The following is a 21853-nucleotide window of genomic DNA, read 5'->3' on the forward strand; positions in this document are numbered from 1 at the left end:
CGCGTCGGTCAGAGAACGGACTGGGCGCGGGACAGCACATCGCGCAGGATCTGCTCGATCTCGCGGAACTCCGAAGGGCCGACGGTGAGCGGCGGTGCGAGCTGGATCACGGGGTCGCCGCGGTCGTCGGCGCGGCAGTAGAGCCCGGCCTCGAACAGCGCAGGGGAGAGGAATCCGCGCAGCAGCCGCTCGGACTCGGCGTCGTCGAAGGTCTCCTTCGTGGCCTTGTCCTTGACGAGCTCGATGCCGAAGAAGTACCCGTCACCACGCACGTCTCCGACCAGCGGCAGGTCGAGCAGCTTCTCGAGCTCGGCGCGGAACAACGGGGAGTTCTCGCGCACATGCGCATTCAACCCCTCCTCGTCGAAGATCGCGAGGTTCTCCAGCGCGACCGCGGCCGACACCGGGTGTCCGCCGAACGTGTAGCCGTGCGGGAACGAGACGTCGCCCTTCGAGAACGGCTCGTAGATGCGGTCGCTGATGATGGTGGCGCCGATCGGGGAGTACCCGCTCGTCATGCCCTTGGCGCACGTGATCATGTCGGGCACATACCCGAGACCGGTGCAGGCGAAGGTGTGGCCGAGGCGGCCGAACGCGCAGATGACCTCGTCCGAGACGAGCAGCACGTCGTGGCGGTCGCAGATCTCGCGCACCCTGGCGAAGTAGCCGGGAGGGGGCGGGAAGCAGCCGCCGGAGTTCTGCACAGGCTCCAGGAAGACCGCGGCGACGGTGTCTGCGCCCTCGAACAGGATCATCTCCTCGATGCGGTCGGCTGCCCAGCGGCCGAACGCTTCGAGGTCGTCGGACGGTCCGCCCATCTCGGCTGCGCGATAGAAGTTCGTGTTGGGCACGCGGAAGCCGCCGGGGGTGACCGGCTCGAACATCGACTTCATCGCGGGGATGCCGGTGATCGCCAGAGCCCCCTGCGGAGTGCCGTGGTAGGCCACAGCACGAGAGATGACCTTGTGCTTGGCAGGCTTGCCCTGCAGCTTCCAGTAGTGCTTGGCGAGCTTGAACGCGGTCTCGACCGCCTCGCCGCCGCCGGTGGAGAAGAACACCTTGTTGAGGTCGCCGGGGGCTTCGTCTGCAAGACGGTCTGCCAGCTCGATCGCCGCCGGGTGCGCGTAGGACCACAGCGGGAAGAACGACAGCTCGGATGCCTGCGCCGCCGCGGCCTCGGCCAGTCGACGCCGACCATGGCCGGCGTTCACGACGAAGAGGCCCGCAAGACCGTCGAAGTACTCTTTGCCCTTCGCGTCCCAGATCCGGTGTCCGTCGCCCTTGACGATGATGGGCACACCGGACTCGGCCATCGTGGACTGCCGGGTGAAGTGCATCCAGAGATGGTCCTTCGCCATCTTCTGCAGCTCGGACTCCGACGGGATGGTGCGTGCGGTGCTCATCTGGTCCCCCAGTTGTAGAGCTGCTTCTGCAGCTTGGCGTAGATGAAGGTCTCGGTGGAGAGGACGCCCTCGATGGGGCGGATGACGTCGTTGATGAGCGCGAGCAGGTCGTCGTCGTCTTCGCAGACAACCTCGGCGAGCACGTCGAACGAGCCGACCGTGATCACGACGTAGTCGACGGCCTCGATCGCGGCGATGGCCTCGGCGACGCGACGCGCATCGCCGGAGACGCGGACGCCGATCATGGCCTGGCGGTGAAAGCCCAGTTGCATCGGATCGGTGACCGCGACGATCTGCATGACCCCCGACTCGGTCAGCCGCTGCACCCGTTGGCGCACGGCGGCCTCGCTCATCCCGACGGTGCGGCCGATGTCGGAGTACGAACGACGACCGTCTTCTTGAAGGAGTTCGACGATCGTCTTCGAGACCGCATCGAGGGAAGGGTGTTTCTTCGCCGGGCTCATGGTGCGATCCTGGCACTCCGCGAGGCTCCCGGCAACCGATTTCGCAGAATTGAGCTATTCATCCAGCGGAATCGGCAGAAGATCAGGACTCGAGTGGTCCCAACCAGGCGCTCGCCGCGGTCGAGTGCGCGGATTCGGGGTCGGAGGGATGGAACGCGCCTGCCAGCACGTCGCGGTAGAGACGCGAGAGCTCGTTGGCGGAGAAGTAGGAGCCACCGCCCGCGACGAGCATCGCCTCGTCGACCACATGCTTGGCCATCGTGATCGCCCGGTGCTTGACCCCCGACAACTGCGGGAACCAGAGCGCGCCGTGGTCGATGCGGTCGTCGACATCACACGCGAGAGCGGCGATCTGCGGAGGCAGAGCGTCGTAGGCGATGGCCATGTCGGCGATGCGCCAGCGGATGTCGGGGTCCTGGCTGTAGGCGAGGCCCGTCTTCTTCGAATGCCGCTTCTGCGCCGTCGCCACCGCGAGTTCCAGCGCGCGTCGGGCGATGCCGGTGTACACCGAGGCGAGAAGGATCTCGAAGACCGAGAAGATGCCGAACACGATCGGATCGGGGCTGGGGCCCGGATCGATGCGCCGCACCACGTGAGCGCTATCCGCCACAGCGCCGTTCAGTCGGGTGGTCCGGCTCTGCGTACCCCGCATGCCGAGGGTGTCCCAGTCGTCGGCGGTCGTGACCGCATCCGTGCGCTCCACGAAGGCGAAGACGAGCTTCGGCCCGTCGGGGCTTGTGGTGTCGAGGCCATGCAGGCCCAGTCGCGTCCAGACCGGAGCGAGGGAGGTGAAGATCTTGGTGCCCGTGAACGCATAGCCGCCTTCGCCGTCCGGCACCGCCGCGGTGTCGCTGCCGAACAGCACCAGGTCGTTGCCGCCCTCGCTGATGCCGAAGGCGAAGACCTCGCCCGCCACCGCGCCGTCCTGCACGAACTCGAGACCGGGAACGCCTCGATCGGAGAAGACCTTCGCCACTCCGGTCCACACGAGGTGCATGTTGATCGCCAGGGCCGTCGCCGGGGCTGCCCCGGCGAGACGCTGCTGCAGGATCGCGGCCTCGGCGAGGCCGAGCCCTGCACCACCGCGCGCGGTCGGGACCAGGATCGACAGGTAGCCGGCCGCCCGCAGTTCGTCGAGATCCTGCTGGGGGAAGGTGTTCTCGCGGTCGTGGATCGGTGCACGCTCGCGGATGCGCTCGAGAAGGTCGTCGGGAAGGAAAGCCGCGGGGTCGAACTGTGCGGGGTCGAACGTGCTCATACGAGTGCCTCCAGAAGCTGACGGATCGACTCGTCCGGCCGGTCGCGATGAAGGGAGTGTCCCGCACCCTCGACGATGGACAGGGTGATCAGCGGATTCGCGGCGAGAACCTCGTCGGCGAGGTCGCCGGTGAAGATGCTGTAGACGGCGGGATCGGCGCCGATCACGTGCGTGGGCACGGTCAGGCGCGCAGCCTCGGCACGTACGTCCCACGGCTGATTCTGGACGCTGGTCTGCTCCACTGCCCAGGCGCTCGCCCGCAGCACGGCATCGACCTTGAGCTCTTGATCCTCCGGGTGCCAGTGCGGATGCTCCTGCTGCACGACCTCGAGCCTCGTGTCGGCGAATGCGCGCTCCTGGCTCCGGCGGACGATCGCCGCATCGCGCCCGTCGACGTGGATGGCCGGGTCGATGAGCACGAGACGCCGGGTCCATTGCGGGGCGGCGGCCGCGGCGACCGTGCTGGAGGCGCCGCCGAGCGAGTGGCCGATGACCGCGTCCCAGGCTCCGCCGCCCTCCGGGAGTGTGACGGCGAGGTCGGCACCGTATGCGCCGACCGAGTAGTCGAGGGAGCGCGGGGCGTCGCCATGACCTCTGAGATCGACCGCCGTCGCCTGCCATCCTGCCTGGGCGAGCGCGTCACCGAGGCGCCACATCAACGCGCCGGACGAGCCGAGACCGTGAACCAGGAGAGCTCGACGAGGTGCCGACGGGGAACCCCATGAGATGCGCGGGAGTGTGAGCGGTGCAGGCATGGCACCAGCCTACGACCGGTCGAACACACGAGCCCTTGCGGGGCGGTGCGGTGCGGTGCGGTCTGTCAGCCGAGCGGCGCCAGCGGTGGGAGGTCGGCGGCGATCTTCAGCACGCGCTCTGCGGCCGCGTGACCGGCGGAGAGACGTGCGGCGAGGTCGGCTCCGTCGAGCGTCGCCGCCAGGAACCCGGAGGCGAACGCGTCACCTGCGCCGACCGGTTCGACGACGTCGACCACGGGGGCTGGAACGAACACCGGCTCGGCGTCGCCGTCGAAGGCGGTCGCACCGACCTCACCGTCCTTGACGACGAGCAAGGCGCAGTTCGGCAGGAAGGCACGGATCTCGGCAGGTGTCTCGGTTCCCCAGATGCGCTCGGCCTCGTCGCGGCCGACGAAGGTGATGTCGGCGGCGTCTGCGAGGCGGGCGAGAGTCTCTGCGGCGTCTTCCCGGCTCCACAGCGGGCGGCGGTCGTTCACATCGAACGACACGAGGGCGCCCGCCTCGCGCGCGTCGGCGAAGAGCCGATCGACCATCTCGCGGCAGGATGCGGAGAGGGCGGGGGTGATACCGGTGGTGTGCACGATCCGCACGCCCGTGAGCCGCTCCGCAGTCAGGAAACCAGGCTCCATCCGTGAGGCGGCTGACCCTCGGCGGTAGTAGTAGACCGAGGACGACTCGGCTCCCGGATCCTTGAACATGACTCCGGTCGGGGCGGCATCATCCCGCTCGACCCACAGCTCGACGCCGCGACGATCGAGCTCCGAGGCGACTCGCTCGCCGAGCGGGTCGGCGCCCACACGCGATGCCCAGGCGACGCGGTGTCCGCTGGATGCCACGCCGGCAGCCACATTGGACTCCGCGCCGGCGAGACCGATCGTCGCCTCTGCGGCGTCGGCGAGGCGGGCGTCTGTGGGGGTGATCAGCGCCATGGTCTCGCCGATGCAGACGATCGCGGGGGCAGAGGCCGGAGAAGAAGGAGAGCTCATGAAGGTGTGACCGCCAAGGGTTCGGTGTCGGGATGCGGGCTCGCGTCGCGGTGCCGCAGGTCGGGGAAGGAACGTACGAAGACGATGGAGACGAGCAATCCGACCGCCGCGAAGATCGTGGCGGCGAGATAGGCGCCGCGCCAGTCGCCGACGTCGACGAGGAAGCCGGCCACGGCGGATCCGGCGGCGGCACCGATGAGCTGGCCGGTGCCTGCCCAGCCGAATGCTTCCGCCGTCTCACTGAATTTCACACTCGCCGAGGTGATGGCGAAGAGCACGGCGAGAGCCGGAGCGATGCCGATGCCGGCGAGGATCAGAGTGCCGCCCAGCCAGAAGACGTTGAGCATGACCATCGTCAGGCCGAGTCCGATCGTGACGATCAGCAGCCGGCGCGCCATGGCCCACGGGCCGATGGGGATGTGCCCGAACGCCAGACCTCCGGCGAGGCTTCCCGCTGAGAACACGGCGAGCACGAGACCGGCCGTGAGGCTTCCGTGCTCGAAGGTCGCGACGACACCGACCTCCACGGCGGAGCACGCACCGATCAGGAGGAAGCCGATCACGGTCGCCAGCAGCACGGGCGGTTTGAGTACGACCTTGCCGAGCGCATTGCGGCTGCGCGGGATCCGCACCCGGCCGACCTCGGGGGAGAGGATGAACCAGGCGCCGCCGCCGACGAGGACGATCGCCACCAGCAGCAGGCCCTCCGTCGTGCCGATCTGGGTGGAGACGAGAGTGATGACGACCGGGGCCAGGACCCAGATGATCTCCTGCAGCGAGGCGTCGAGGGAGAACAGCGGAGTGAGGTTCGAGGAGTTCACGAGCTTCGGGTAGATCGTGCGGACGGCGGCCTGGATCGGCGGGGTCGACAGGCCGGCGACCATCCCGAACGCCATGTAGCCCGGCACGTCGAGAGGAAGAGTGGCGAGGCACAGCACAGCGACGACGCACACCGAGAGTGTGAGGGTGATCACGCGCCGCATACCCCAGACGCCCATCCACCGGCTCGTGATGGGGCCGGCTACGGCCTGCCCCACGCTGGTCGCGGCGAGGACGAGACCGGCGAATCCGTACGACCCGGTCTGCTGCTCGACGTGCAGCAGGATGGCCAAGGACATCATCCCGTTGGGGAAGCGCGCGGTCAGCTGAGCCGCGATCATGCGCGCCACTCCAGGCGTGCGAAGAAGATCCCGATATCCCGCCACCAGACAACGGTACCGGGCCTCGGGGTCGGCCGTCGAAGAGGTGCCGAGGCGACACGCCCACGACACGCCGAAAGGCGATTTCCACAGGAATCGGAATGTCGGATGCCCGGCGTAGCGTGCCCCCTGTGGATGGATCGCTCACAGGGGCTTCCCAGCCGCGATTTCATGCGGTTCGAGTGTCTCTCCGAGGAGGCTCGGCCTGTGGAAGAAACGGTGGAGAACCTGTGTTGTAACGGTGGAGAACGGTGGATAACTACATGGATGTAACTACTACCCCTTGTGGTCGCCCCCAATGTCGGTCCCCATATGTAGTATTGAAGTCCCGGCAGGGGGTCTACCGGGAAACAGCCTGATGAGATGCAGGCCAGAGATTTGAGGGGTTACGAAAAGATGTCGATCACGGTCTACACAAAGCCTTCCTGCGTTCAGTGCAACGCCACCTACCGCGCCCTCGATGCCAAGGGCATCGAGTACGAGATCCTCGACCTGTCGGAAGACCCGACGGCGCTCGAGCAGGTCAAGGCGCTCGGCTACCTGCAGGCGCCCGTCGTCGTCACCGACGAGGGACACTGGTCGGGCTTCCGTCCCGACAAGATCGACGAGCTCGCCTCCCGTCTGGCGTGACGCCCCATGAGCGCCGTCGCGACCGCAGCGCCGCTCCTGATCTACTTCTCGAGCGTGTCGGGTAACACCGCGCGGTTCATCGAGAAGCTCGGGCTCCCGGCCCGGCGCATACCCCTCCACCGAAACGAAGAAGAACTCGTCATCGACGAGCCCTTCGTGCTGGTCACCCCCACCTACGGCGGGGGAGAGGGTCGCGGCGTCGAGAAGGGGTCCGTTCCCAAACAGGTGATCCGGTTTCTCAATGACGAGCGCAACCGGCGTCACATCCGCGGCGTGATCTCCGCGGGTAACACCAACTTCGGCGATGCCTTCTGCCTCGCCGGCGACATCATCAGCCGCAAGTGCAACGTGCCTCACTTGTATCGGCTCGAGATCTTCGGCACACAAGACGATGTGGATCGCGTGAGCGACGGATTGGAACGACGGTGGGTATTGCAGTCGAAGAGCACGCAGAGCGTGACGCAGTGACCGAGACAGTGGCATTCAAGGCGAACCCCTCTTACGAGGGTCTCGACTATCACGCCCTCAACGCGATGCTGAACCTGTACGACGCGAACGGGAAGATCCAGTTCGACGCCGACAAGCGCGCAGCGCGGGAGTACTTCCTCCAGCACGTGAACCAGAACACGGTGTTCTTCCACTCGCTCAAGGAGCGCCTGGACTACCTCGTGGAGAAGGAGTACTACGAGGGTGCGGTCATCGAGAACTACTCGATGGAGTTCATCCAGAAGCTCAACGACCTCGCCTACGGCAAGAAGTTCCGCTTCGAGACGTTCCTCGGCGCTTTCAAGTACTACACGAGCTACACGCTCAAGACGTTCGACGGCAAGCGCTACCTCGAGCGCTTCGAGGACCGCGTCGTGATGACCGCCCTCGGCCTCGCCGACGGCGACGAGAAGCTCGCGGTCGCCCTGGTGGAGGAGATCATCTCCGGTCGCTTCCAGCCGGCCACCCCGACGTTCCTCAACGCCGGCAAGGCGCAGCGCGGCGAGCTCGTCAGCTGCTTCCTGCTGCGCATCGAAGACAACATGGAGTCGATCGCCCGCGGCATCAACTCCGCGCTGCAGCTCTCCAAGCGCGGCGGCGGCGTCGCCCTGCTGCTCTCGAACATCCGCGAGTCGGGTGCGCCGATCAAGCAGATCGAGAACCAGTCCTCAGGCATCATCCCCGTGATGAAGCTCCTCGAAGACAGCTTCAGCTACGCCAACCAGCTGGGCGCCCGTCAGGGTGCAGGTGCCGTGTACCTCAACGCGCACCACCCCGACATCATGCGCTTCCTCGACACCAAGCGTGAGAACGCCGACGAGAAGATCCGCATCAAGACGCTGTCGCTCGGCGTCGTCGTGCCCGACATCACGTTCGAGCTCGCCAAGAACGACGAGGACATGTACCTGTTCTCGCCCTACGACGTCGAGAAGGTCTACGGCGTTCCCTTCGGCGACATCTCGGTCACCGAGAAGTACCGCGAGATGGTCGACAACCCGCGCATCAAGAAGACCAAGATCAATGCGCGCGAGTTCTTCCAGACCGTCGCCGAGATCCAGTTCGAGTCCGGCTACCCGTACGTCATGTTCGAAGACACGGTGAACAAGGCCAACCCGATCAAGGGTCGGATCAACATGTCCAACCTCTGCAGCGAGATCCTGCAGGTGAACACGCCGACGACGTACAACGACGACCTGTCGTACGACAACATCGGCAAGGACATCTCCTGCAACCTCGGCTCGATGAACATCGCGCTGTCGATGGATGCCGACGACCTCGGCCAGACGGTCGAGACGGCGATCCGTGCACTCACCGCGGTGAGCGACCAGAGCCACATCGGCTCGGTGCGTTCGATCGAAGACGGCAACGACCGCTCTCACGCGATCGGCCTCGGCCAGATGAACCTGCACGGTTACCTGGCTCGCGAGCACGTGTACTACGGCTCGGAAGAGGGCATCGACTTCACGAACATCTACTTCTACACGGTGCTGTTCCACGCGCTGCGTGCGTCGAACAACCTCGCCATCGAGCGCGGCACGACGTTCGACGGGTTCGAGGACTCCACCTACGCGAGTGGTGCGTTCTTCGACAAGTACATCGACCGTGCCTGGGTGCCGGAGACCGAGAAGGTCAAGGAGCTCTTCGCCGGCAAGCACATCCCGACGCAGGACGACTGGGCTGAGCTGAAGGCGTCGATCCAGCAGCACGGCATCTACAACCAGAACCTGCAGGCCGTCCCGCCGACCGGCTCGATCTCGTACATCAACAACTCGACGTCGTCGATCCACCCGATCGCGTCGAAGATCGAGATCCGCAAGGAAGGCAAGCTCGGTCGCGTCTACTACCCGGCTGCGTTCATGACGAACGACAACCTGGACTACTACCAGGACGCGTACGAGATCGGCTACGAGAAGGTCATCGACACGTATGCGGCCGCCACGCAGCACGTCGACCAGGGGCTGTCGCTGACGCTGTTCTTCAAGGACACCGCCACCACGCGCGACATCAACAAGGCGCAGATCTACGCATGGCGCAAGGGCATCAAGACGATCTACTACATCCGTCTGCGCCAGATGGCGCTCGAGGGCACCGACATGGCCGAGTGCGTCTCGTGCATGCTCTGATCCGCCCCTGAACTCGAGAAACGACGAAGAATCATGACTCCGCACGAACCTCTCAAGCTGGTCGACCACGTGCAGGCGATCAACTGGAACCGCATTCAGGACGATAAGGACGTCGAGGTGTGGAACCGCCTCGTCAACAACTTCTGGCTGCCCGAGAAGATCCCGCTGTCCAACGACATCCAGTCGTGGAACACGCTGACCCCCGAAGAGCAGCTGCTCACGATGCGCGTGTTCACCGGACTCACGCTGCTCGACACGGTGCAGGCGACGGTCGGTGCGGTCTCGCTGATCCCCGATGCGATCACCCCGCACGAGGAGGCCGTCTACACGAACATCGCGTTCATGGAGTCGGTGCACGCCAAGAGCTATTCCTCGATCTTCTCGACGCTCGCGTCGACCAAGGAGATCGACGAGGCGTTCCGCTGGTCGGTGGAGAACCCGAACCTTCAGAAGAAGGCGCAGATCGTCACCGACTACTACCGCGGCGACGACCCGCTCAAGCGCAAGGTCGCCTCGACTCTGCTCGAGAGCTTCCTCTTCTACTCGGGCTTCTACCTGCCGATGCACTGGTCGAGCCGTGCCAAGCTCACCAACACGGCAGACCTGATCCGCCTCATCATCCGCGACGAGGCCGTGCACGGGTACTACATCGGTTACAAGTTCCAGCGCGGACTCGAGACGGTCGACCAGGCGCGACGCGACGAGCTCAAGGACTACACGTTCTCGCTGCTCTATGAGCTCTACGACAACGAGGTGCAGTACACGCAGGACCTCTACGACGGAGTCGGTCTGACCGAAGACGTCAAGAAGTTCCTGCACTACAACGCCAACAAGGCGCTCATGAACCTGGGCTACGAGGCGATGTTCCCCTCCAGCGTCACGAACGTGAACCCGGCGATCCTTTCGGCTCTCTCGCCCAACGCCGACGAGAACCACGACTTCTTCTCGGGGTCGGGTTCGTCGTACGTCATCGGCAAGGCCGAGGCCACGGAAGACGACGACTGGGACTTCTGACAGACGCTCGTCGGCCGCTGAACAGCTGACGCGACAAAGGCCCCGGTCGGGTGCTCATCTCGAGCGTCCGACCGGGGCTTTCTGCTCCCGTGCCCGGATGACGTGCGCTGTACGATCGGACGCATGAAGACTTGGGGTTACTTCGCGCTCGTCGCCGCGGCGACATTCGCAAGCCGCGGCGTCGTCGAATACCGCAATGCCGACAAGCAGCCGTAACAGCCCCCTTAACCCGATGACCGAGGAGACCGCCGTCGAGGCGCGCGTGCGCACGAAAGTGGCACGCACGCTCGTGCGCAACCCGCTCGTGTGGGGCGCCGTACTGCTGCTCGTCGCCATCTGGTTCACGCTCGCGGGTGATGACCTCAGCTTCTTCCCCTTCCTGCTCATGCTGGTCGGAGGGTGGTGCTTCGGATTCGCGTTCGTGAACGCGACCCTCGCCATGGTGCCCGCCCGCAACGGCGCGATCCTGCATGTCGGGGTGGCCGTCGTGCTCGGCGCTCTGGTCGCGTTCGTGATCGAGTTCGGGGGAGACTTGCTCGATCCGTTCCCCGAGTGGGTGAGCGGAATCGCAGTGGTCTTGCAGCTCGCGGCGATACCGGCTGCCGGGTGGATCTGGCTCGGGGTCATCGGCCGGATCACCGACCTCTTCGCGCGTCGGGATGCGAAGAAGCGGCCGCCGCTCGTGTCGCCGGACTGGGAACGGGAGGCGAGCGGCGACGGGTCGATCGTGCGCTTCCCCGCCATCGAGCTCCGACTGCGCACCCTCACCCAGGCGATCGTCGCGATCGTCGTGGTCGTCGGCCTCTTCGGCGTCGCGATCCTGATCGCGCTCGACGACATCGTGATGCGGATGGGTCCGCGGATTGCGATCGTGCTCATGGGGATCGTGGTCGGACTCCCGGTGTACCTCGTGTTCACGGCGATCCTGCGCCGTCGCACGCAAGCGTGCACGGTCGCCTTCGGGAACGACGAGTTGCGTGTGCGGGTGGGTGATGAGTTCCACACGATTCCCTTCCGTGAGCTCGAGTTCCTGCGCTGGCGGTGCCGCAGCGACTACGCGCGCATCGAGGTGCGTGGTGCCGGTGTCGATCTGTCGCTGTTCGCCGGACTCGCCAAACCGCCGCGTGGCGTCTCCGCCGAACTCCCCGCCCTGCCGAGACGGGTGTATCGACGACTCGAACTGGCGGGGCTCGCCTTGGAGAACACGCGCCGGGGCGAGGTCATCACGTTCCGAGGACCGTCGGAGCCGGCGTCGCGGCCACCCGCGCACTGAGTGGGTGTCGGCGGCGCGTGCCATGATCCGAACATGGAAACCCTCCGACTCCGGCTCTGGTCAGAGCACGACCTCGAGCTGCTGCACGCCGCGAACACCCCGGAGATGACCGCCCACCTCAACGGACCAGAGACCGAAGACGAGATCGTGGAGCGGCATGCCCGTTATCTGCGCCTCGTCGCCTCCGGTGAGGCGAGGATGTTCGTCATCGAGGATGAGCAAGGTCTGTCGCTCGGTTCGATCGGCCACTGGCACGTCGTGTGGCAGGACGAGCCTGCGCTGGAGACCGGATGGTTCGTCCGGCCGGAGGCGCAGAGGCGTGGGGTGGCATCGGCCGCTCTCGCGCTGCTCATCGAAGACGCACGCGCGCATCGAGCAGGCAGGCGGTTCCTGACCGCGTTCCCCGGGGTCGAGAACCCCGGCTCCAACGGTGTCTGCCGGCGAAACGGCTTCGTCCTGTCGGGAACGATGACGATGCAGTTCCGCGGCGCGGACCTGGTGGTGAACGAGTGGGCACTCGACCTCGCGGCCCCCGCTTCCGTCAGCCCGCCGGGTACTCCTGCCCCTTGAGCAGCCGGGCCAGGTGCGCGGCGTTCCTCGTTGCTGTCCCGATGGCCGATTCGACCTTCTCCGGGGTCTCGTCGAGGTCCTTGTAGTCGGTGGTGTGCATCGCCTCGCCGTTCCAGTAGACCGAGCCCTGAGCGGGGATCGTGAAGCCGACGTCGTTGAGCGACTGGAAGAGGATCGCGGCGATGTGATGGGCTCCATCCTCGTTGCCGACGATGCCCGCGATGGCCACCTTGTCGAACAGAGTGGGGCGTCCGCGGGCGTCGGTCTCGCCGAGCTCGGCATCGAGGCGTTCGAGCACACGCTGCGCGACGCTCGAATGCTGACCCATCCACGTGGGCGTGACGAACACGAGGATGTCGGCGTCCAGCACGCGGCGACGGATCTTCGGCCACTCGTCGTCGCCGCCCATGTCCTTCTCGACTCCCGGACTCAGGGAGAGGTCGACGGCGCGCACCAGGTCTCCGGTGACGCCGTGGTCGGCGAGTGCATCGAGCAGCTGGGTTGCGAGCAGATCGGAGCTGGAGGAGGCGGGTGACGGCTTCAGGGTGCAGGAGACGGCGACCGCGGTGAGAGGTGTCTTCATGCTCCGAGCAGACCAGACGGTGCGATGCGTGCACAGGGGGTTTCCGAGTCCGGGCTATCCTGGTAGACGGTACCGACGACAGGAGATCCCGTGATCCTCAGCTTCCTCTTCTTCATGATCCTCTTCATCGGAGGGATCCTGCTGATGGGCATCTCGTTCGGGCTGCCGGCATTCCAGGCGCTCGCGTTCTGCGGCGGTCTCCTGCTGGTCACGCTGGCTCTCGCCTTCATCTTCCGTCAGGGCGGCTCGGCCACCCGCCGGTCGAACAACTGGTCGGGCAACGCCACCGAGTGACTTCTCGCGGTCCGCGCGTCGCTCGGCGTCGCTGACCGCTCATCGTCGCTGACCGCTCAGCGGTGTCTGGCGAGTCTCGCTTCGAGGTTCGCCCTGACTGCCGGCCATTCCGGCTCGATGATCGAGTACTCCACGCTGTCGCGAAGTGCTCCGTTGCGGTACCGGCTCATCGCCCGCATCACGCCGTCCTGTTTCGCGCCGAGCCGCTCGATCGCGGTGCGCGATTGGAAGTTGACCCACTGCGTGGTGAGACCCACGCGGAAGACCCCGAGCGTCTCGAATGCGTGCCGCAGCAGCAGCAGTTTGGACTCGGCGTTCGTGCCGCTGCCGTGCGCGGACGGCCGATTCCAGGTGAAGCCGATGTGCAGGCGCGGGACATCGGCGACGATGTCGTAGTACGACGTGAGACCGAGGATGCGGCCCGTGGCGTCGAACGCCGTGAACGGCACCATCTCACCCTTGGCGATGAGCCCGATGCGTCGCTCGACCTCTGCGGCCACACCGTCGGGCGCCGGCACCGAGGTGTACCACGCGGTCTTCCACAGGTCGCCTTCCTGCACCGCCTCGATCAGCCCGTCGACGTGCGAGGGCTCGAGGGGGCGGAGCTCGACGAGTTCACCGGTGAGCGTGATGGGGGAGGGGGTGACGAGGAAAGCCATGACGATATTCAACCAGCGAGGAGCAGTGTCTGACGCAGCAGCCGTTGGTAGGCGGTCACGAGCTCGACCGTGACCTCCAGCTCGAAGGCCAGGCTCGCGAGGTGCGGCCCGCGCATCTCCTCTGCCTCGGCGTAGGCGTGCGGGGTGATCAGTTGGGATGCTGCCCATTCGTCGGCCTGACGCTCCTGCTGGGCGCGGACGGCTGGTGTGGGAGCCGGGTGGTGCCCGAGGCAGGCATGGCCGAGCTCATGCGCCAGCACGCTGCGAGTCGTGCGCCTGCTCATCCCCGGATCGAGCCGGATCGTGCGTGTCACGGGGTCGTAGCCACCGCGGGTACGGCCCACCCGCTCGATCACGCGCAGCCGCTGGTCTTCGGCGAGGCGGAGGAGGTGCTGCATGCTGCTCCTCCTCGTGCGGATCTCTTCGCGCCGGGACCCTGGTTCCGGCTCTACTGGTAGAGGTCGTCCGTGTCGGTGTCGTGCCGCACGCGGGACTCGAAAGCGACCTCTCGGGTATCTTCGCGCGGACCGGCGACATCGGGTGCACGTCGGATCGGAGTGATGCGCGCGGTGGTCTCTCCGTCTGCCCTGAGGCGCTCTTCGGCGCGAGCGAGCAGCACATGGGGCTCGACTCCGAGATCGGCGCAGACCGCGTACACGACCGGGACGGGGATCGCACGCTTGCCCGTCACATAGTTGTCGAGCGCGCTGCGGGCGATCCCGATGTTCCGCGCCATCGCCGCGATGCTGCTGCGAGATGCAGCGATCTCCGCACGCATCTGTCGACCGACAGCGTCGTTGAACTCCTCGGCAGGTGTCTTCACCTGGCTCACCATAGCAGCGAGTCGAGGCCAGAATGCTGCCATTCTGGTCCATTCGAGCCCCATGCGTGTCCGTTTGTGGCGCTAGTGTAGGCGTATGGGGACACAATTGCGTCATTTGCTCGCTTCCGAGGTCGATGGGGCGCGATTCCACGCCGGAGTGTCGTTCTCGGATTTGTCCGAGCGCTCGGGCATCAGCCCTGAGGCGCTGGGCGATCTGTTGGACGGCATGGAGGACTTCACGGTCGTCGACCTCGTGCGCATCGCGGAGGTTCTCGGCGTCCCGGTCACCTCTCTGCTCCCCGGCGCGGCGCCCGACGACTCCTGACGACGTCGGTGCCGGGCTGTAGCGTGGTGCGTATGAAGACAGTGTCGTTCGGATCAGCCACCGCCCCCGCCGTGATCGCCGGCATGATGCGCATCGACGACAAGGACGACGCTCACATCCGCACACTGTATGAGACCAACCGTGCAGCGGGCATCGACTTCTTCGATCACGCCGACATCTACGGCGGGAGCATGCATCACTGCGAGGCGCGGTTCGCCGATGCGCTGCAGCTCAGCTCCTCCGAGCGCGATGAGATCGTGCTCCAGACGAAGTGCGGCATCGTGCCGTCGCAGGGGATGTTCGATTTCTCGTACGAGCACATCGTGGCCCAGGTCGAAGGATCGCTCGCCGCTCTGCGCACCGACCGCCTCGACGTGCTCCTGCTCCACCGCCCCGACGCGCTCGTCGAGCCCGAGGAAGTCGCCCGGGCGTTCGACGACCTGGAGAGCGCAGGAAAGGTCAAGGCATTCGGCGTCTCCAATCACACGCCGCGTCAGATCGACCTCCTCCGCACGGCGGTGCGTCAGCCGTTGGTCGCGAATCAGCTGCAGCTGTCGATCACGCACGCACCGATCATCGCGCAGCCCGTTGCAGCCAACATGGCCGCTCACGAGCAGAGCATCGTCCGTGACGGCGGTGGGATCGTGGAGTACTGCCGTATCAACGGCATCACGATTCAGGCGTGGTCGCCGTTCCAAGACGGCTTCTCCCACGGAGTGTTCCTCGGCAACTCCGAGTATCCCGAGCTGAACGCGGTGATCGACCGTCTCGCGGCAGTGCACGGTGTCACGCCGATCGCGATCGCGACGGCCTGGATCACACGGCACCCCGCCGGCATGCAGGTGGTTCTCGGCACCACCACGCCGCAGCGAGTGCGCGACGCCGCGGCCGGAGCCGACATCGAGCTCACCCGCCCCGAGTGGTACGAGCTGTTCCGCGCCGGCGGGCACCTGCTCCCGTAGTCCGAGCAGCATCATGCGTCGTCGTCTACCCTGAACTCATGTCGTTCCTGTTCTCGCTCCTCGTCATCGCACTGATGATCGGCGCGCTGATCGACATCATCACGCGCGACAACTCGCTGGTGAAGTTCCTCCCGAAGCTGGCCTGGATCATCATCGTGATCCTGCTTCCGCTGATCGGTGGCCTGCTGTGGTTCACGATCGGCCGCGAGTATGGCGAATCCGGACTCTCGATCCCGCGGATGCGGAGAGCCGAGCGGCCGACGGCGCAGACCGACGTGCGCCCGGCTCCGCCGACCGATACGCGGACGACCGAGCAGCAGATCGCCGACCTCGACCGTGAGATCGCGGAGTGGCGGCGGCGTGAGGAGATCGAGAAGCGCCGGCACGACGGCGATGCGTCGACCGGCGCAGTCGGGTCCGACTCCTAGACGGCCACGGGGCGGTCGAAGGACTCGCGGATCGCGTCGTCGAGCGTCGGGTACCGGAATTCGAACCCCGCGGTGGTGAGCTTCTCCGGCAGCACCCATCGGCTCTTCAGAATCAGCTCGGTCTCGGTGCGCATGCCGATCGCTCCGAGCTCGAGCATCCATCGGGGCATCGGCACGCCGACGCGCACGCCCAGAACTCGTCGAACAGTCGCCATGAACTCGGCGTTGTCGACCGGGTGCGGGGATGCGGCGTTGACCGGACCCTCGAGCGAGGGCGTCTGCTCGAGGAAGTCGATGATGCGGGCCACATCCTCGATGTGCACCCAGCTGAACCGCTGACGCCCGCGGCGTGCGCCGGGGAAGTGCCCCGTTCCGGCAGCCCGTCGAGCAGCGCTGACCGGCCAGCGCCCGTCGTACTGAGATCCGCCCAGACCGAGGCGAGCCAGGTCTTTCACGGGCCCGAGGACCCCGCCGTGTCCGAGGACGATCGTGCTGCGCAGCGCGACGCGGCGTGTGCGGGGGAGCGCGTCGGCGAACAGCGCCTTCTCCCATGCCTTCGCGACCTCGACCGAGAAGCCGGTGCCGATCTCGCCGGTGGATTCCGTCATCGGGCGGTCTTCGGCGTGCCGGTAGATGGTGGCTGTCGAGGAGTTGACCCAGAGGGCAGGGGGATTCGACGCCCGCATGATCGCCGTGCTCAGGGAGGCGGTGGTGTCGAGGCGAGAGCGGAAGATCTCGGCGCGGTTCGCGGGTGTGTAGCGGCAGTTCACGCTCTTGCCGGCGAGCCCTATGACGAGGGCCGCCCCGTCGACTGCGCGGTCGATCTCCACCTGATCTCCCCAGCGGACATCGGCGCCCGAACGCGAGATCGTGACGACCTCGCGACCCTCTGCCCGCAACCGCGGCAGGAGGAATCGGCCCATGAAGCCCGTGGATCCGCCGATGACGACCCGACCTGTGCTCATTCGGACTGCTCCTTCTCTGCGGGGTCATGGTGCACGTCCACGTGCTGGATGCGATAGGTGAAGTCGCCCCGGTACTCGTACACGCGGCCGATGAGGGGCGCATCGATGGTCAGGGTCACCCGCTGCCGGTCGAGTGCGTCGTCGAAGCGCTCGGTGAGGCGGACGACCGGGGCGATGGGGGACGGGATGCGCACTCTGAGGTGTCCGAGGCGGATGCCCACGGCACGGCTGGTGAGGCGGAGCGCGCCTTCATGGACCGCGACGTCGAAGCAGGCGGCGATGACCCCCGGCTCACCGAGCTCATCGACCACACGTCCATGGCGCGTGAGCGCGACCGCGTCGCGCATGACCCACTGTCGTCGCGCGAAATGGAAGGTGCGCTCGCCGATGGCCCTGGATGCGATCGTGCGGTTCTCCACGCGGAACGGCACGTCGCGCTCCCAGCCCGCAGCGACGACGCCGCGGCGTTCGAGAAGACGCAGGAACGGCCAGAGCCAGCGTCGCGGAGTGCCGACGCGCTGGAACACCCCTTCGCCGATGCCGACAGCGCCGTCGGGGATCGCTGCGAAGTATGCCTGCAGACGCGGGTGCAGATCGTCGATGCGCTCGCCGAGTGCCCTGGTATAGGGAGACTGCGGCACAGGCGTCACTCTTCGAGCCTAGCCCGATGGCGGATGCTCTCGATGCGCTCCGGCGGCTGCGTTCAGGACTCCGGTCGCAGCAGTCGATCGAGGAGTGCGAGCGCTTCGTGCTGGGGTGCGGTCTCATCGAGCAGCCACTGCGTCTGCAAGCCGTCGGAGGCGGCGACGACGAGCGCGGCGACGGCATCCGGATCGATGTCCTTCCGGATCCGCCCATCCGCCTGCTGCTCTCGGACGATGCCGGCGAGTCGGCCACGGAGGCGGGTGAAGCGGTCGGTGGCGAACGTGCGCGCCGCCGGATGCCCCTCTTCGAGCGCCGTGGCGACGAGGGTGGAATACAACTGCACGAGTCCGGGGATCGCACGGTTGATGCGAGCGGATTCGATCATCATCTCGACCGGCGTCGCGTCATCCGCCGGCGAGCTCGGCTGTCGCTCTGGCGCCGTGCTCTCCTGGTAGACGGCGACGAGGAGCTCTTCGAGTGAGCCGAAGTAGTGGGTGAGCGCTGCATGGGTGACCCCCACCTCGCGTGCGATCGCCCGCAGGCTCGTGCGATCGGCGCCGCGCTCGGCGAAGACCTCGATCGCGCGGTCGAGGATCTCCTGTCGTCGAGCGATCCCCTTGGCGTAGGCGCCGCGCTGGCGTGGCGGCTCGGCGTGATCTGGCGTGTCGGCGGGCATGATCGGAGTCTAGCGAATCAAAACTTCCGCATGGAGGTATTTGGTGATAGCGTGCCTGCACGGGGCACAGATCCCGCCATGTCACCGATGACCGAAGGAGCACGACCGATGACGATTCGGACTTCCCTGCAGCTGTTCACGATCAAGGACGAGCTGGAGGCCGACCTCGAATCCTCCCTCGCGGCGGTAGCCGCCCGCGGTTTCACCGCCGTTGAGCCCTACGACTTCGTCCGCCGGGCGGAACCTCTGGCGGCAGCCCTCACGGCTGCCGGGCTGGTCGCTCCTTCCGGTCACGCGTTCCTCGCCTCTGAGTCGTTCGTGAACCCCGACGGCAGCGGCACCACGGTACCCGTCCCGTCGCCCGCCGAGGTCTTCGCCGCCGCGAAGGTGCTCGGCATGGACACCGTCATCGACCCCTACACGGCACCTGCGCGCTGGGAGTCGGTCGAGCAGATCGAGGAGACCGCGCGGCTGCTGAACGAGGCGGCCGAGATCGGTGCGACCGTCGGAGTGCGCGTCGGATACCACAACCACGCCCACGAGCTGGAGGCCGTGTTCGACGGCGTCACCGGGCTCGAGGTCCTCGCCGGCCTCCTCGATGACCGCGTCGTGCTCGAGGTCGACCTGTACTGGGTCGCTCGTGGTGGCGTCGACCCCGTGGCGCTGCTGGAGCGCCTGGGCAGCCGCGTGATCGCTGTGCACGCGAAGGACGGCACGCTCGACCCGGCACTCGCCGCGGCTTACCCGCCGGCCGACCAGGTGGCGGCGGGCGAAGGTGCTGTGCCGCTCGTCGAAGCCATCGCGGCGGCTCCCGCGCTCGAACTCGCGATCGTGGAGTTCGACCACTACGAGGGAGACCTGTTCGACGCGATCGAGCGCAGCCGCGTCTACCTCGATGAGAAGGTCGCCGGCTGATGGTGATCGGCACAGGCTCAATCGGCACAGGCCCCGTCGGCGTCGGCATCATCGGCGCCGGGAACATCAGCGACCAGTACCTGTCGAACCTCACGACCTTCCCCGACGTCCGCGTCCTCGCGATCGGTGACATCCTCGAGGAGCGAGCGAAGGCGCAGGCCGAGAAGTACGGCGTCCCGCGCGCCGGCGGCGTCGACACGGTTCTCGACGACCCCGAGATCGACATCGTCGTGAACCTCACGATCCCCGCCGTGCACGTCGAGGTCTCCGAGGCGATCATCGCGGCGGGCAAACACGTCTGGACCGAGAAGCCGATCGGTGTGAGCCGTGAGGAGTCGCGTCGACTGCTGGAGAAGGCGGATGCCGCTGGCCTTCGGGTCGGCGTCGCCCCGGACACCGTGCTCGGACCGGGCGTGCAGACGGCCAAGCGGGCGATCGCGCGTGGCGACATCGGCCGCCCGCTGTTCGCGCAGACCACGTTCCAGTGGTCGGGTCCGGAGATCTTCCACCCGAACCCCGCGTTCCTGTACGCCAAGGGCGGCGGACCGTTGCTCGACATGGGGCCGTACTACGTGTCGGCTCTCGTGCACGTGTTCGGACCCGTCGCCTCGGTCGCAGCCCTGGGGCTGCAGGGCACGCCCACCCGGCGCGTACAGGTCGGCGAGCTGGCCGGTCAGGAGTTCCCGGTCGAGATCCCCTCGACGCTCAGCGTGCTGATGGCGTTCGAAGAGGGCGGCCAGGCGCAGAGCATCTACAGCACCGACTCGCCCGTGATCCGACAGGGGATCGTCGAGATCACCGGCACCGAGGGCACCATCGTGATCCCCGATCCGAACACCTTCGGCGGCGCGATCTCGATCACCCGACCTCTCACGCGACTGTTTATCCCGCCGGAGCCGATCCAGCAGGACATCATCGACGTCGAGCAGGAGGGAGTGCTCTCCGGTCGCGGCGTAGGACTACTCGACATGGCGCGCTCGATCGCCGCCGGTCGCCCGCACGTCGCCACGGGGGAGTTCGGCTACCACGTGCTCGACACGCTCCTCTCGATCGAGGAGGCCGCCGAGGCGCGCGGCTTCGTCGCCGTCGAGAGCACGCTCGATCAGGTCGGTTCGATCGCCTCGGACTTCGATCCGTTCGAAGCGACGCTCTGACAGCGGCCGATCGTGGCGGCGGAGATGCGGATCAACGCGCCTTCGCCGCCACGTAGCGGTCGACGCTCGCCGGCGAGAGCACCTCGCGGGCGACCATGATCGCCGCGCCCAGGACCGCAGCGCGATCTCCCGCCTGGGACTGCACGATCGCGAGGTGCTGCGTCGCGAGCGGGATCGAGCGTCGGTAGACCACCTCGCGCACTCCGGCGAGAAGATGCTCTCCCGCGCGAGCGATGCTGCCGCCCAGCACGATGATCGAGGGGTTCAGCAGGTTGACGACCGTGGCGAGCACCTCGCCGACGTCGCGTCCGGCCTGACGGGTGGCTTCGATCGCGGCGGTGTTCCCCGTGCGCACCAGGTCGACGACGTCTGAAGCGCTGTTCACCTCGAGACCGTCTTCGCGGAGAGCGATCGCGAGGGCGGATCCGCTCGCGAGAGCCTCGAGGTCGCGCTCGTCGCCCGGCGCGCGGGTGGACCCCGCTCCGGTCGGCACCTGCACGTGGCCCATGTCGCCGGCGGAGCCCTGAGCGCCGCGCTGCAACTGACCGCCCGCGATGATGCCGGCCCCGATCCCGGTCGACACCTTCACGAAGATCAGATCGTCGACCCGGGGCCAGCTCGTCGCCTGCTCGCCGAGGGCCAGGATGTTGACGTCGTTGTCGACCAGCACCGGCACGTCGAACGTCTTCTGCACGTAGGCGGGAACGTCGAACCTGTCCCATCCCGGCATGATCGGCGGGTTGGTGGGGCGGCCGGTCGAATGTTCGACGGGGCCGGGCACGCCGATACCCACCCCGACCAGAGGGAGCCCTGCGGCCGTGGCGGCGAGCAGGCCGGTGGCGTCGGCGATGATCGTGTCGAGCAGGCTCTCCGGCCCGTCGCCGATGTCGATCGTGCGGGTCCGGGAGTCGAGGATGATCCCGGCGAGATCTGCGATGGCGACCGTCGCGTGCGTCGCGCCGAGGTCGACGGCGAGCACGAGTCCGGCACGGGGGTTGAAGGCGACCCGTGCCGGGGGCCTTCCGCCGGTGGAGACCGCTTCGCCGGCCGGGCGGAGGAGGTCGGCGGCGAGGAGCGCGTCGACGCGGAGCGCCACCGTGGAGCGGGCGAGCCCCGTGAGCGCGGAGATCTCAGCCTTGGTTCTGGCGTGCCCGTCGCGAAGGATCTGGAAGATCTCTCCGGAGCCGGAGGAGATCGCCGGCGCCGGCTTGGGAACGTCAACCATTGCGTCAGTAAACCACAGCACTTCGGCGTCTCGCCGAT

Annotated in this window: 26 protein-coding genes; 12 read left to right on the forward strand and 14 right to left on the reverse strand. The window is 66.9% G+C overall.

All coding sequences use genetic code 11. The annotated features are described in order from the left end of the window. Nucleotides 1-8: 8 nt before the first annotated feature. The 6 genes from ACIQTX_RS07690 to ACIQTX_RS07715 form a co-directional block, all read right to left on the reverse strand. Nucleotides 9-1403, reverse strand: coding sequence for an aspartate aminotransferase family protein (locus tag ACIQTX_RS07690; RefSeq protein WP_028503270.1), 1395 nt, complete (start codon nucleotides 1401-1403; stop codon nucleotides 9-11). Beyond that, nucleotides 1400-1867 carry an Lrp/AsnC family transcriptional regulator gene (locus ACIQTX_RS07695; protein WP_028503269.1) on the reverse strand — a complete coding sequence of 156 codons (468 nt, stop codon included), beginning with the start codon at nucleotides 1865-1867 and terminating at the stop codon, nucleotides 1400-1402. Before ACIQTX_RS07695 ends, ACIQTX_RS07690 begins: the two co-directional genes overlap by 4 nt. 82 nt (nucleotides 1868-1949) lie before the next feature. Next, nucleotides 1950-3125: an acyl-CoA dehydrogenase family protein gene (locus ACIQTX_RS07700; RefSeq protein ID WP_402970828.1), complete on the reverse strand. Its 1176-nt coding sequence runs from the start codon at nucleotides 3123-3125 to the stop codon at nucleotides 1950-1952. Beyond that, a complete protein-coding gene (locus tag ACIQTX_RS07705) occupies nucleotides 3122-3880 on the reverse strand; it encodes an alpha/beta fold hydrolase (protein ID WP_402970831.1) in 759 nt (252 codons plus the stop codon). The genes ACIQTX_RS07700 and ACIQTX_RS07705 overlap by 4 nt, the downstream gene beginning before the upstream one ends. 65 nt (nucleotides 3881-3945) lie before the next feature. Further along, nucleotides 3946-4866 carry a sugar kinase gene (locus ACIQTX_RS07710; RefSeq protein WP_402970838.1) on the reverse strand — a complete coding sequence of 307 codons (921 nt, stop codon included), beginning with the start codon at nucleotides 4864-4866 and terminating at the stop codon, nucleotides 3946-3948. Continuing rightward, nucleotides 4863-6026 carry an MFS transporter gene (locus tag ACIQTX_RS07715; RefSeq protein ID WP_051251191.1) on the reverse strand — a complete coding sequence of 388 codons (1164 nt, stop codon included), beginning with the start codon at nucleotides 6024-6026 and terminating at the stop codon, nucleotides 4863-4865. Before ACIQTX_RS07715 ends, ACIQTX_RS07710 begins: the two co-directional genes overlap by 4 nt. A 435-nt stretch (nucleotides 6027-6461) precedes the next feature. Here ACIQTX_RS07715 and nrdH point away from each other — a divergent pair, with 435 nt between their 5' ends. From nrdH to ACIQTX_RS07745, 6 genes are all read left to right on the forward strand, one after another. Continuing rightward, the gene (nrdH, locus tag ACIQTX_RS07720) at nucleotides 6462-6695 is read left to right on the forward strand and encodes a glutaredoxin-like protein NrdH (protein WP_028503264.1); all 234 of its coding nucleotides are present in this window, start codon (nucleotides 6462-6464) and stop codon (nucleotides 6693-6695) included. Between the two features lie 6 nt (nucleotides 6696-6701). Further along, nucleotides 6702-7163, forward strand: a complete 462-nt coding sequence (gene nrdI, locus ACIQTX_RS07725) for a class Ib ribonucleoside-diphosphate reductase assembly flavoprotein NrdI (protein WP_028503263.1) — start codon at nucleotides 6702-6704, stop codon at nucleotides 7161-7163. Continuing rightward, on the forward strand, nucleotides 7160-9304 hold the full coding sequence (nrdE, locus tag ACIQTX_RS07730) for a class 1b ribonucleoside-diphosphate reductase subunit alpha (RefSeq protein WP_402970844.1): 2145 nt from the start codon (nucleotides 7160-7162) through the stop codon (nucleotides 9302-9304). The genes nrdI and nrdE overlap by 4 nt, the downstream gene beginning before the upstream one ends. Nucleotides 9305-9337: 33 nt before the next feature. Then, nucleotides 9338-10318: a class 1b ribonucleoside-diphosphate reductase subunit beta gene (gene nrdF, locus ACIQTX_RS07735; protein ID WP_028503261.1), complete on the forward strand. Its 981-nt coding sequence runs from the start codon at nucleotides 9338-9340 to the stop codon at nucleotides 10316-10318. 232 nt (nucleotides 10319-10550) lie between these two features. Beyond that, a complete protein-coding gene (locus tag ACIQTX_RS07740; RefSeq protein ID WP_402970847.1) occupies nucleotides 10551-11591 on the forward strand; it encodes a hypothetical protein in 1041 nt (346 codons plus the stop codon). 33 nt (nucleotides 11592-11624) lie between these two features. Next, nucleotides 11625-12161 (forward strand): GNAT family N-acetyltransferase, encoded by a 537-nt coding sequence (locus tag ACIQTX_RS07745; protein ID WP_402970850.1) that lies wholly within the window; start codon nucleotides 11625-11627, stop codon nucleotides 12159-12161. Here ACIQTX_RS07745 and ACIQTX_RS07750 read toward each other — a convergent pair. Then, on the reverse strand, nucleotides 12133-12744 hold the full coding sequence (locus ACIQTX_RS07750) for a flavodoxin family protein (protein ID WP_402970853.1): 612 nt from the start codon (nucleotides 12742-12744) through the stop codon (nucleotides 12133-12135). The two genes, ACIQTX_RS07745 and ACIQTX_RS07750, sit on opposite strands and share 29 nt — an antisense overlap. Nucleotides 12745-12834: 90 nt before the next feature. Here ACIQTX_RS07750 and ACIQTX_RS07755 point away from each other — a divergent pair, with 90 nt between their 5' ends. Further along, nucleotides 12835-13038, forward strand: a complete 204-nt coding sequence (locus tag ACIQTX_RS07755; RefSeq protein ID WP_028503256.1) for a hypothetical protein — start codon at nucleotides 12835-12837, stop codon at nucleotides 13036-13038. A gap of 56 nt (nucleotides 13039-13094) precedes the next feature. Here the strand turns inward: ACIQTX_RS07755 and ACIQTX_RS07760 are convergent, their stop codons facing one another. Genes ACIQTX_RS07760 through ACIQTX_RS07770 form a run of 3 tightly spaced genes read right to left on the reverse strand, consistent with a single transcriptional unit; the run spans nucleotide 13095 to nucleotide 14520 of the window. After that, nucleotides 13095-13697, reverse strand: coding sequence for a GNAT family N-acetyltransferase (locus ACIQTX_RS07760; protein WP_402970856.1), 603 nt, complete (start codon nucleotides 13695-13697; stop codon nucleotides 13095-13097). 8 nt (nucleotides 13698-13705) lie between these two features. After that, entirely contained in the window at nucleotides 13706-14095 is a 390-nt protein-coding gene (locus ACIQTX_RS07765) for an ImmA/IrrE family metallo-endopeptidase (protein ID WP_402970859.1), read from the reverse strand. Nucleotides 14096-14145: 50 nt separating this feature from the next. Next, nucleotides 14146-14520, reverse strand: a complete 375-nt coding sequence (locus ACIQTX_RS07770; protein WP_402970862.1) for a helix-turn-helix domain-containing protein — start codon at nucleotides 14518-14520, stop codon at nucleotides 14146-14148. Between the two features lie 94 nt (nucleotides 14521-14614). Between ACIQTX_RS07770 and ACIQTX_RS07775 the strand changes: the two genes are divergently transcribed. Genes ACIQTX_RS07775 through ACIQTX_RS07785 form a run of 3 tightly spaced genes read left to right on the forward strand, consistent with a single transcriptional unit; the run spans nucleotide 14615 to nucleotide 16235 of the window. Further along, nucleotides 14615-14845, forward strand: a complete 231-nt coding sequence (locus ACIQTX_RS07775) for a helix-turn-helix domain-containing protein (RefSeq protein ID WP_258131386.1) — start codon at nucleotides 14615-14617, stop codon at nucleotides 14843-14845. A 32-nt stretch (nucleotides 14846-14877) separates the two neighbouring features. Continuing rightward, nucleotides 14878-15807: an aldo/keto reductase family oxidoreductase gene (locus ACIQTX_RS07780; RefSeq protein WP_402970866.1), complete on the forward strand. Its 930-nt coding sequence runs from the start codon at nucleotides 14878-14880 to the stop codon at nucleotides 15805-15807. A 38-nt stretch (nucleotides 15808-15845) separates the two neighbouring features. Then, nucleotides 15846-16235 carry a PLDc N-terminal domain-containing protein gene (locus ACIQTX_RS07785; RefSeq protein WP_105527000.1) on the forward strand — a complete coding sequence of 130 codons (390 nt, stop codon included), beginning with the start codon at nucleotides 15846-15848 and terminating at the stop codon, nucleotides 16233-16235. On the opposite strand, the gene ACIQTX_RS07790 is transcribed toward ACIQTX_RS07785, so the two are convergent. From ACIQTX_RS07790 to ACIQTX_RS07800, 3 genes are read right to left on the reverse strand one after another with little or no spacing between them, the layout of a single operon-like run. Further along, nucleotides 16232-17200 carry an epimerase gene (locus tag ACIQTX_RS07790; protein WP_402970869.1) on the reverse strand — a complete coding sequence of 323 codons (969 nt, stop codon included), beginning with the start codon at nucleotides 17198-17200 and terminating at the stop codon, nucleotides 16232-16234. The two genes, ACIQTX_RS07785 and ACIQTX_RS07790, sit on opposite strands and share 4 nt — an antisense overlap. Continuing rightward, nucleotides 17197-17850: a DUF4166 domain-containing protein gene (locus ACIQTX_RS07795; RefSeq protein WP_402970872.1), complete on the reverse strand. Its 654-nt coding sequence runs from the start codon at nucleotides 17848-17850 to the stop codon at nucleotides 17197-17199. Before ACIQTX_RS07795 ends, ACIQTX_RS07790 begins: the two co-directional genes overlap by 4 nt. 53 nt (nucleotides 17851-17903) lie before the next feature. Continuing rightward, nucleotides 17904-18521: a TetR/AcrR family transcriptional regulator gene (locus ACIQTX_RS07800; protein WP_402970874.1), complete on the reverse strand. Its 618-nt coding sequence runs from the start codon at nucleotides 18519-18521 to the stop codon at nucleotides 17904-17906. 108 nt (nucleotides 18522-18629) lie between these two features. Between ACIQTX_RS07800 and ACIQTX_RS07805 the strand changes: the two genes are divergently transcribed. After that, the gene (locus ACIQTX_RS07805; protein ID WP_402970877.1) at nucleotides 18630-19436 is read left to right on the forward strand and encodes a sugar phosphate isomerase/epimerase family protein; all 807 of its coding nucleotides are present in this window, start codon (nucleotides 18630-18632) and stop codon (nucleotides 19434-19436) included. After that, nucleotides 19436-20590 (forward strand): Gfo/Idh/MocA family protein, encoded by a 1155-nt coding sequence (locus tag ACIQTX_RS07810; protein ID WP_402970880.1) that lies wholly within the window; start codon nucleotides 19436-19438, stop codon nucleotides 20588-20590. Before ACIQTX_RS07805 ends, ACIQTX_RS07810 begins: the two co-directional genes overlap by 1 nt. A 31-nt stretch (nucleotides 20591-20621) precedes the next feature. On the opposite strand, the gene ACIQTX_RS07815 is transcribed toward ACIQTX_RS07810, so the two are convergent. Next, nucleotides 20622-21815: an ROK family protein gene (locus ACIQTX_RS07815; protein ID WP_402970883.1), complete on the reverse strand. Its 1194-nt coding sequence runs from the start codon at nucleotides 21813-21815 to the stop codon at nucleotides 20622-20624. Nucleotides 21816-21853: the final 38 nt, after the last annotated feature.

The sequence above is a fragment of the Microbacterium sp. NPDC090281 genome (genome assembly GCF_044769635.1).
Classification (GTDB): domain Bacteria; phylum Actinomycetota; class Actinomycetes; order Actinomycetales; family Microbacteriaceae; genus Microbacterium.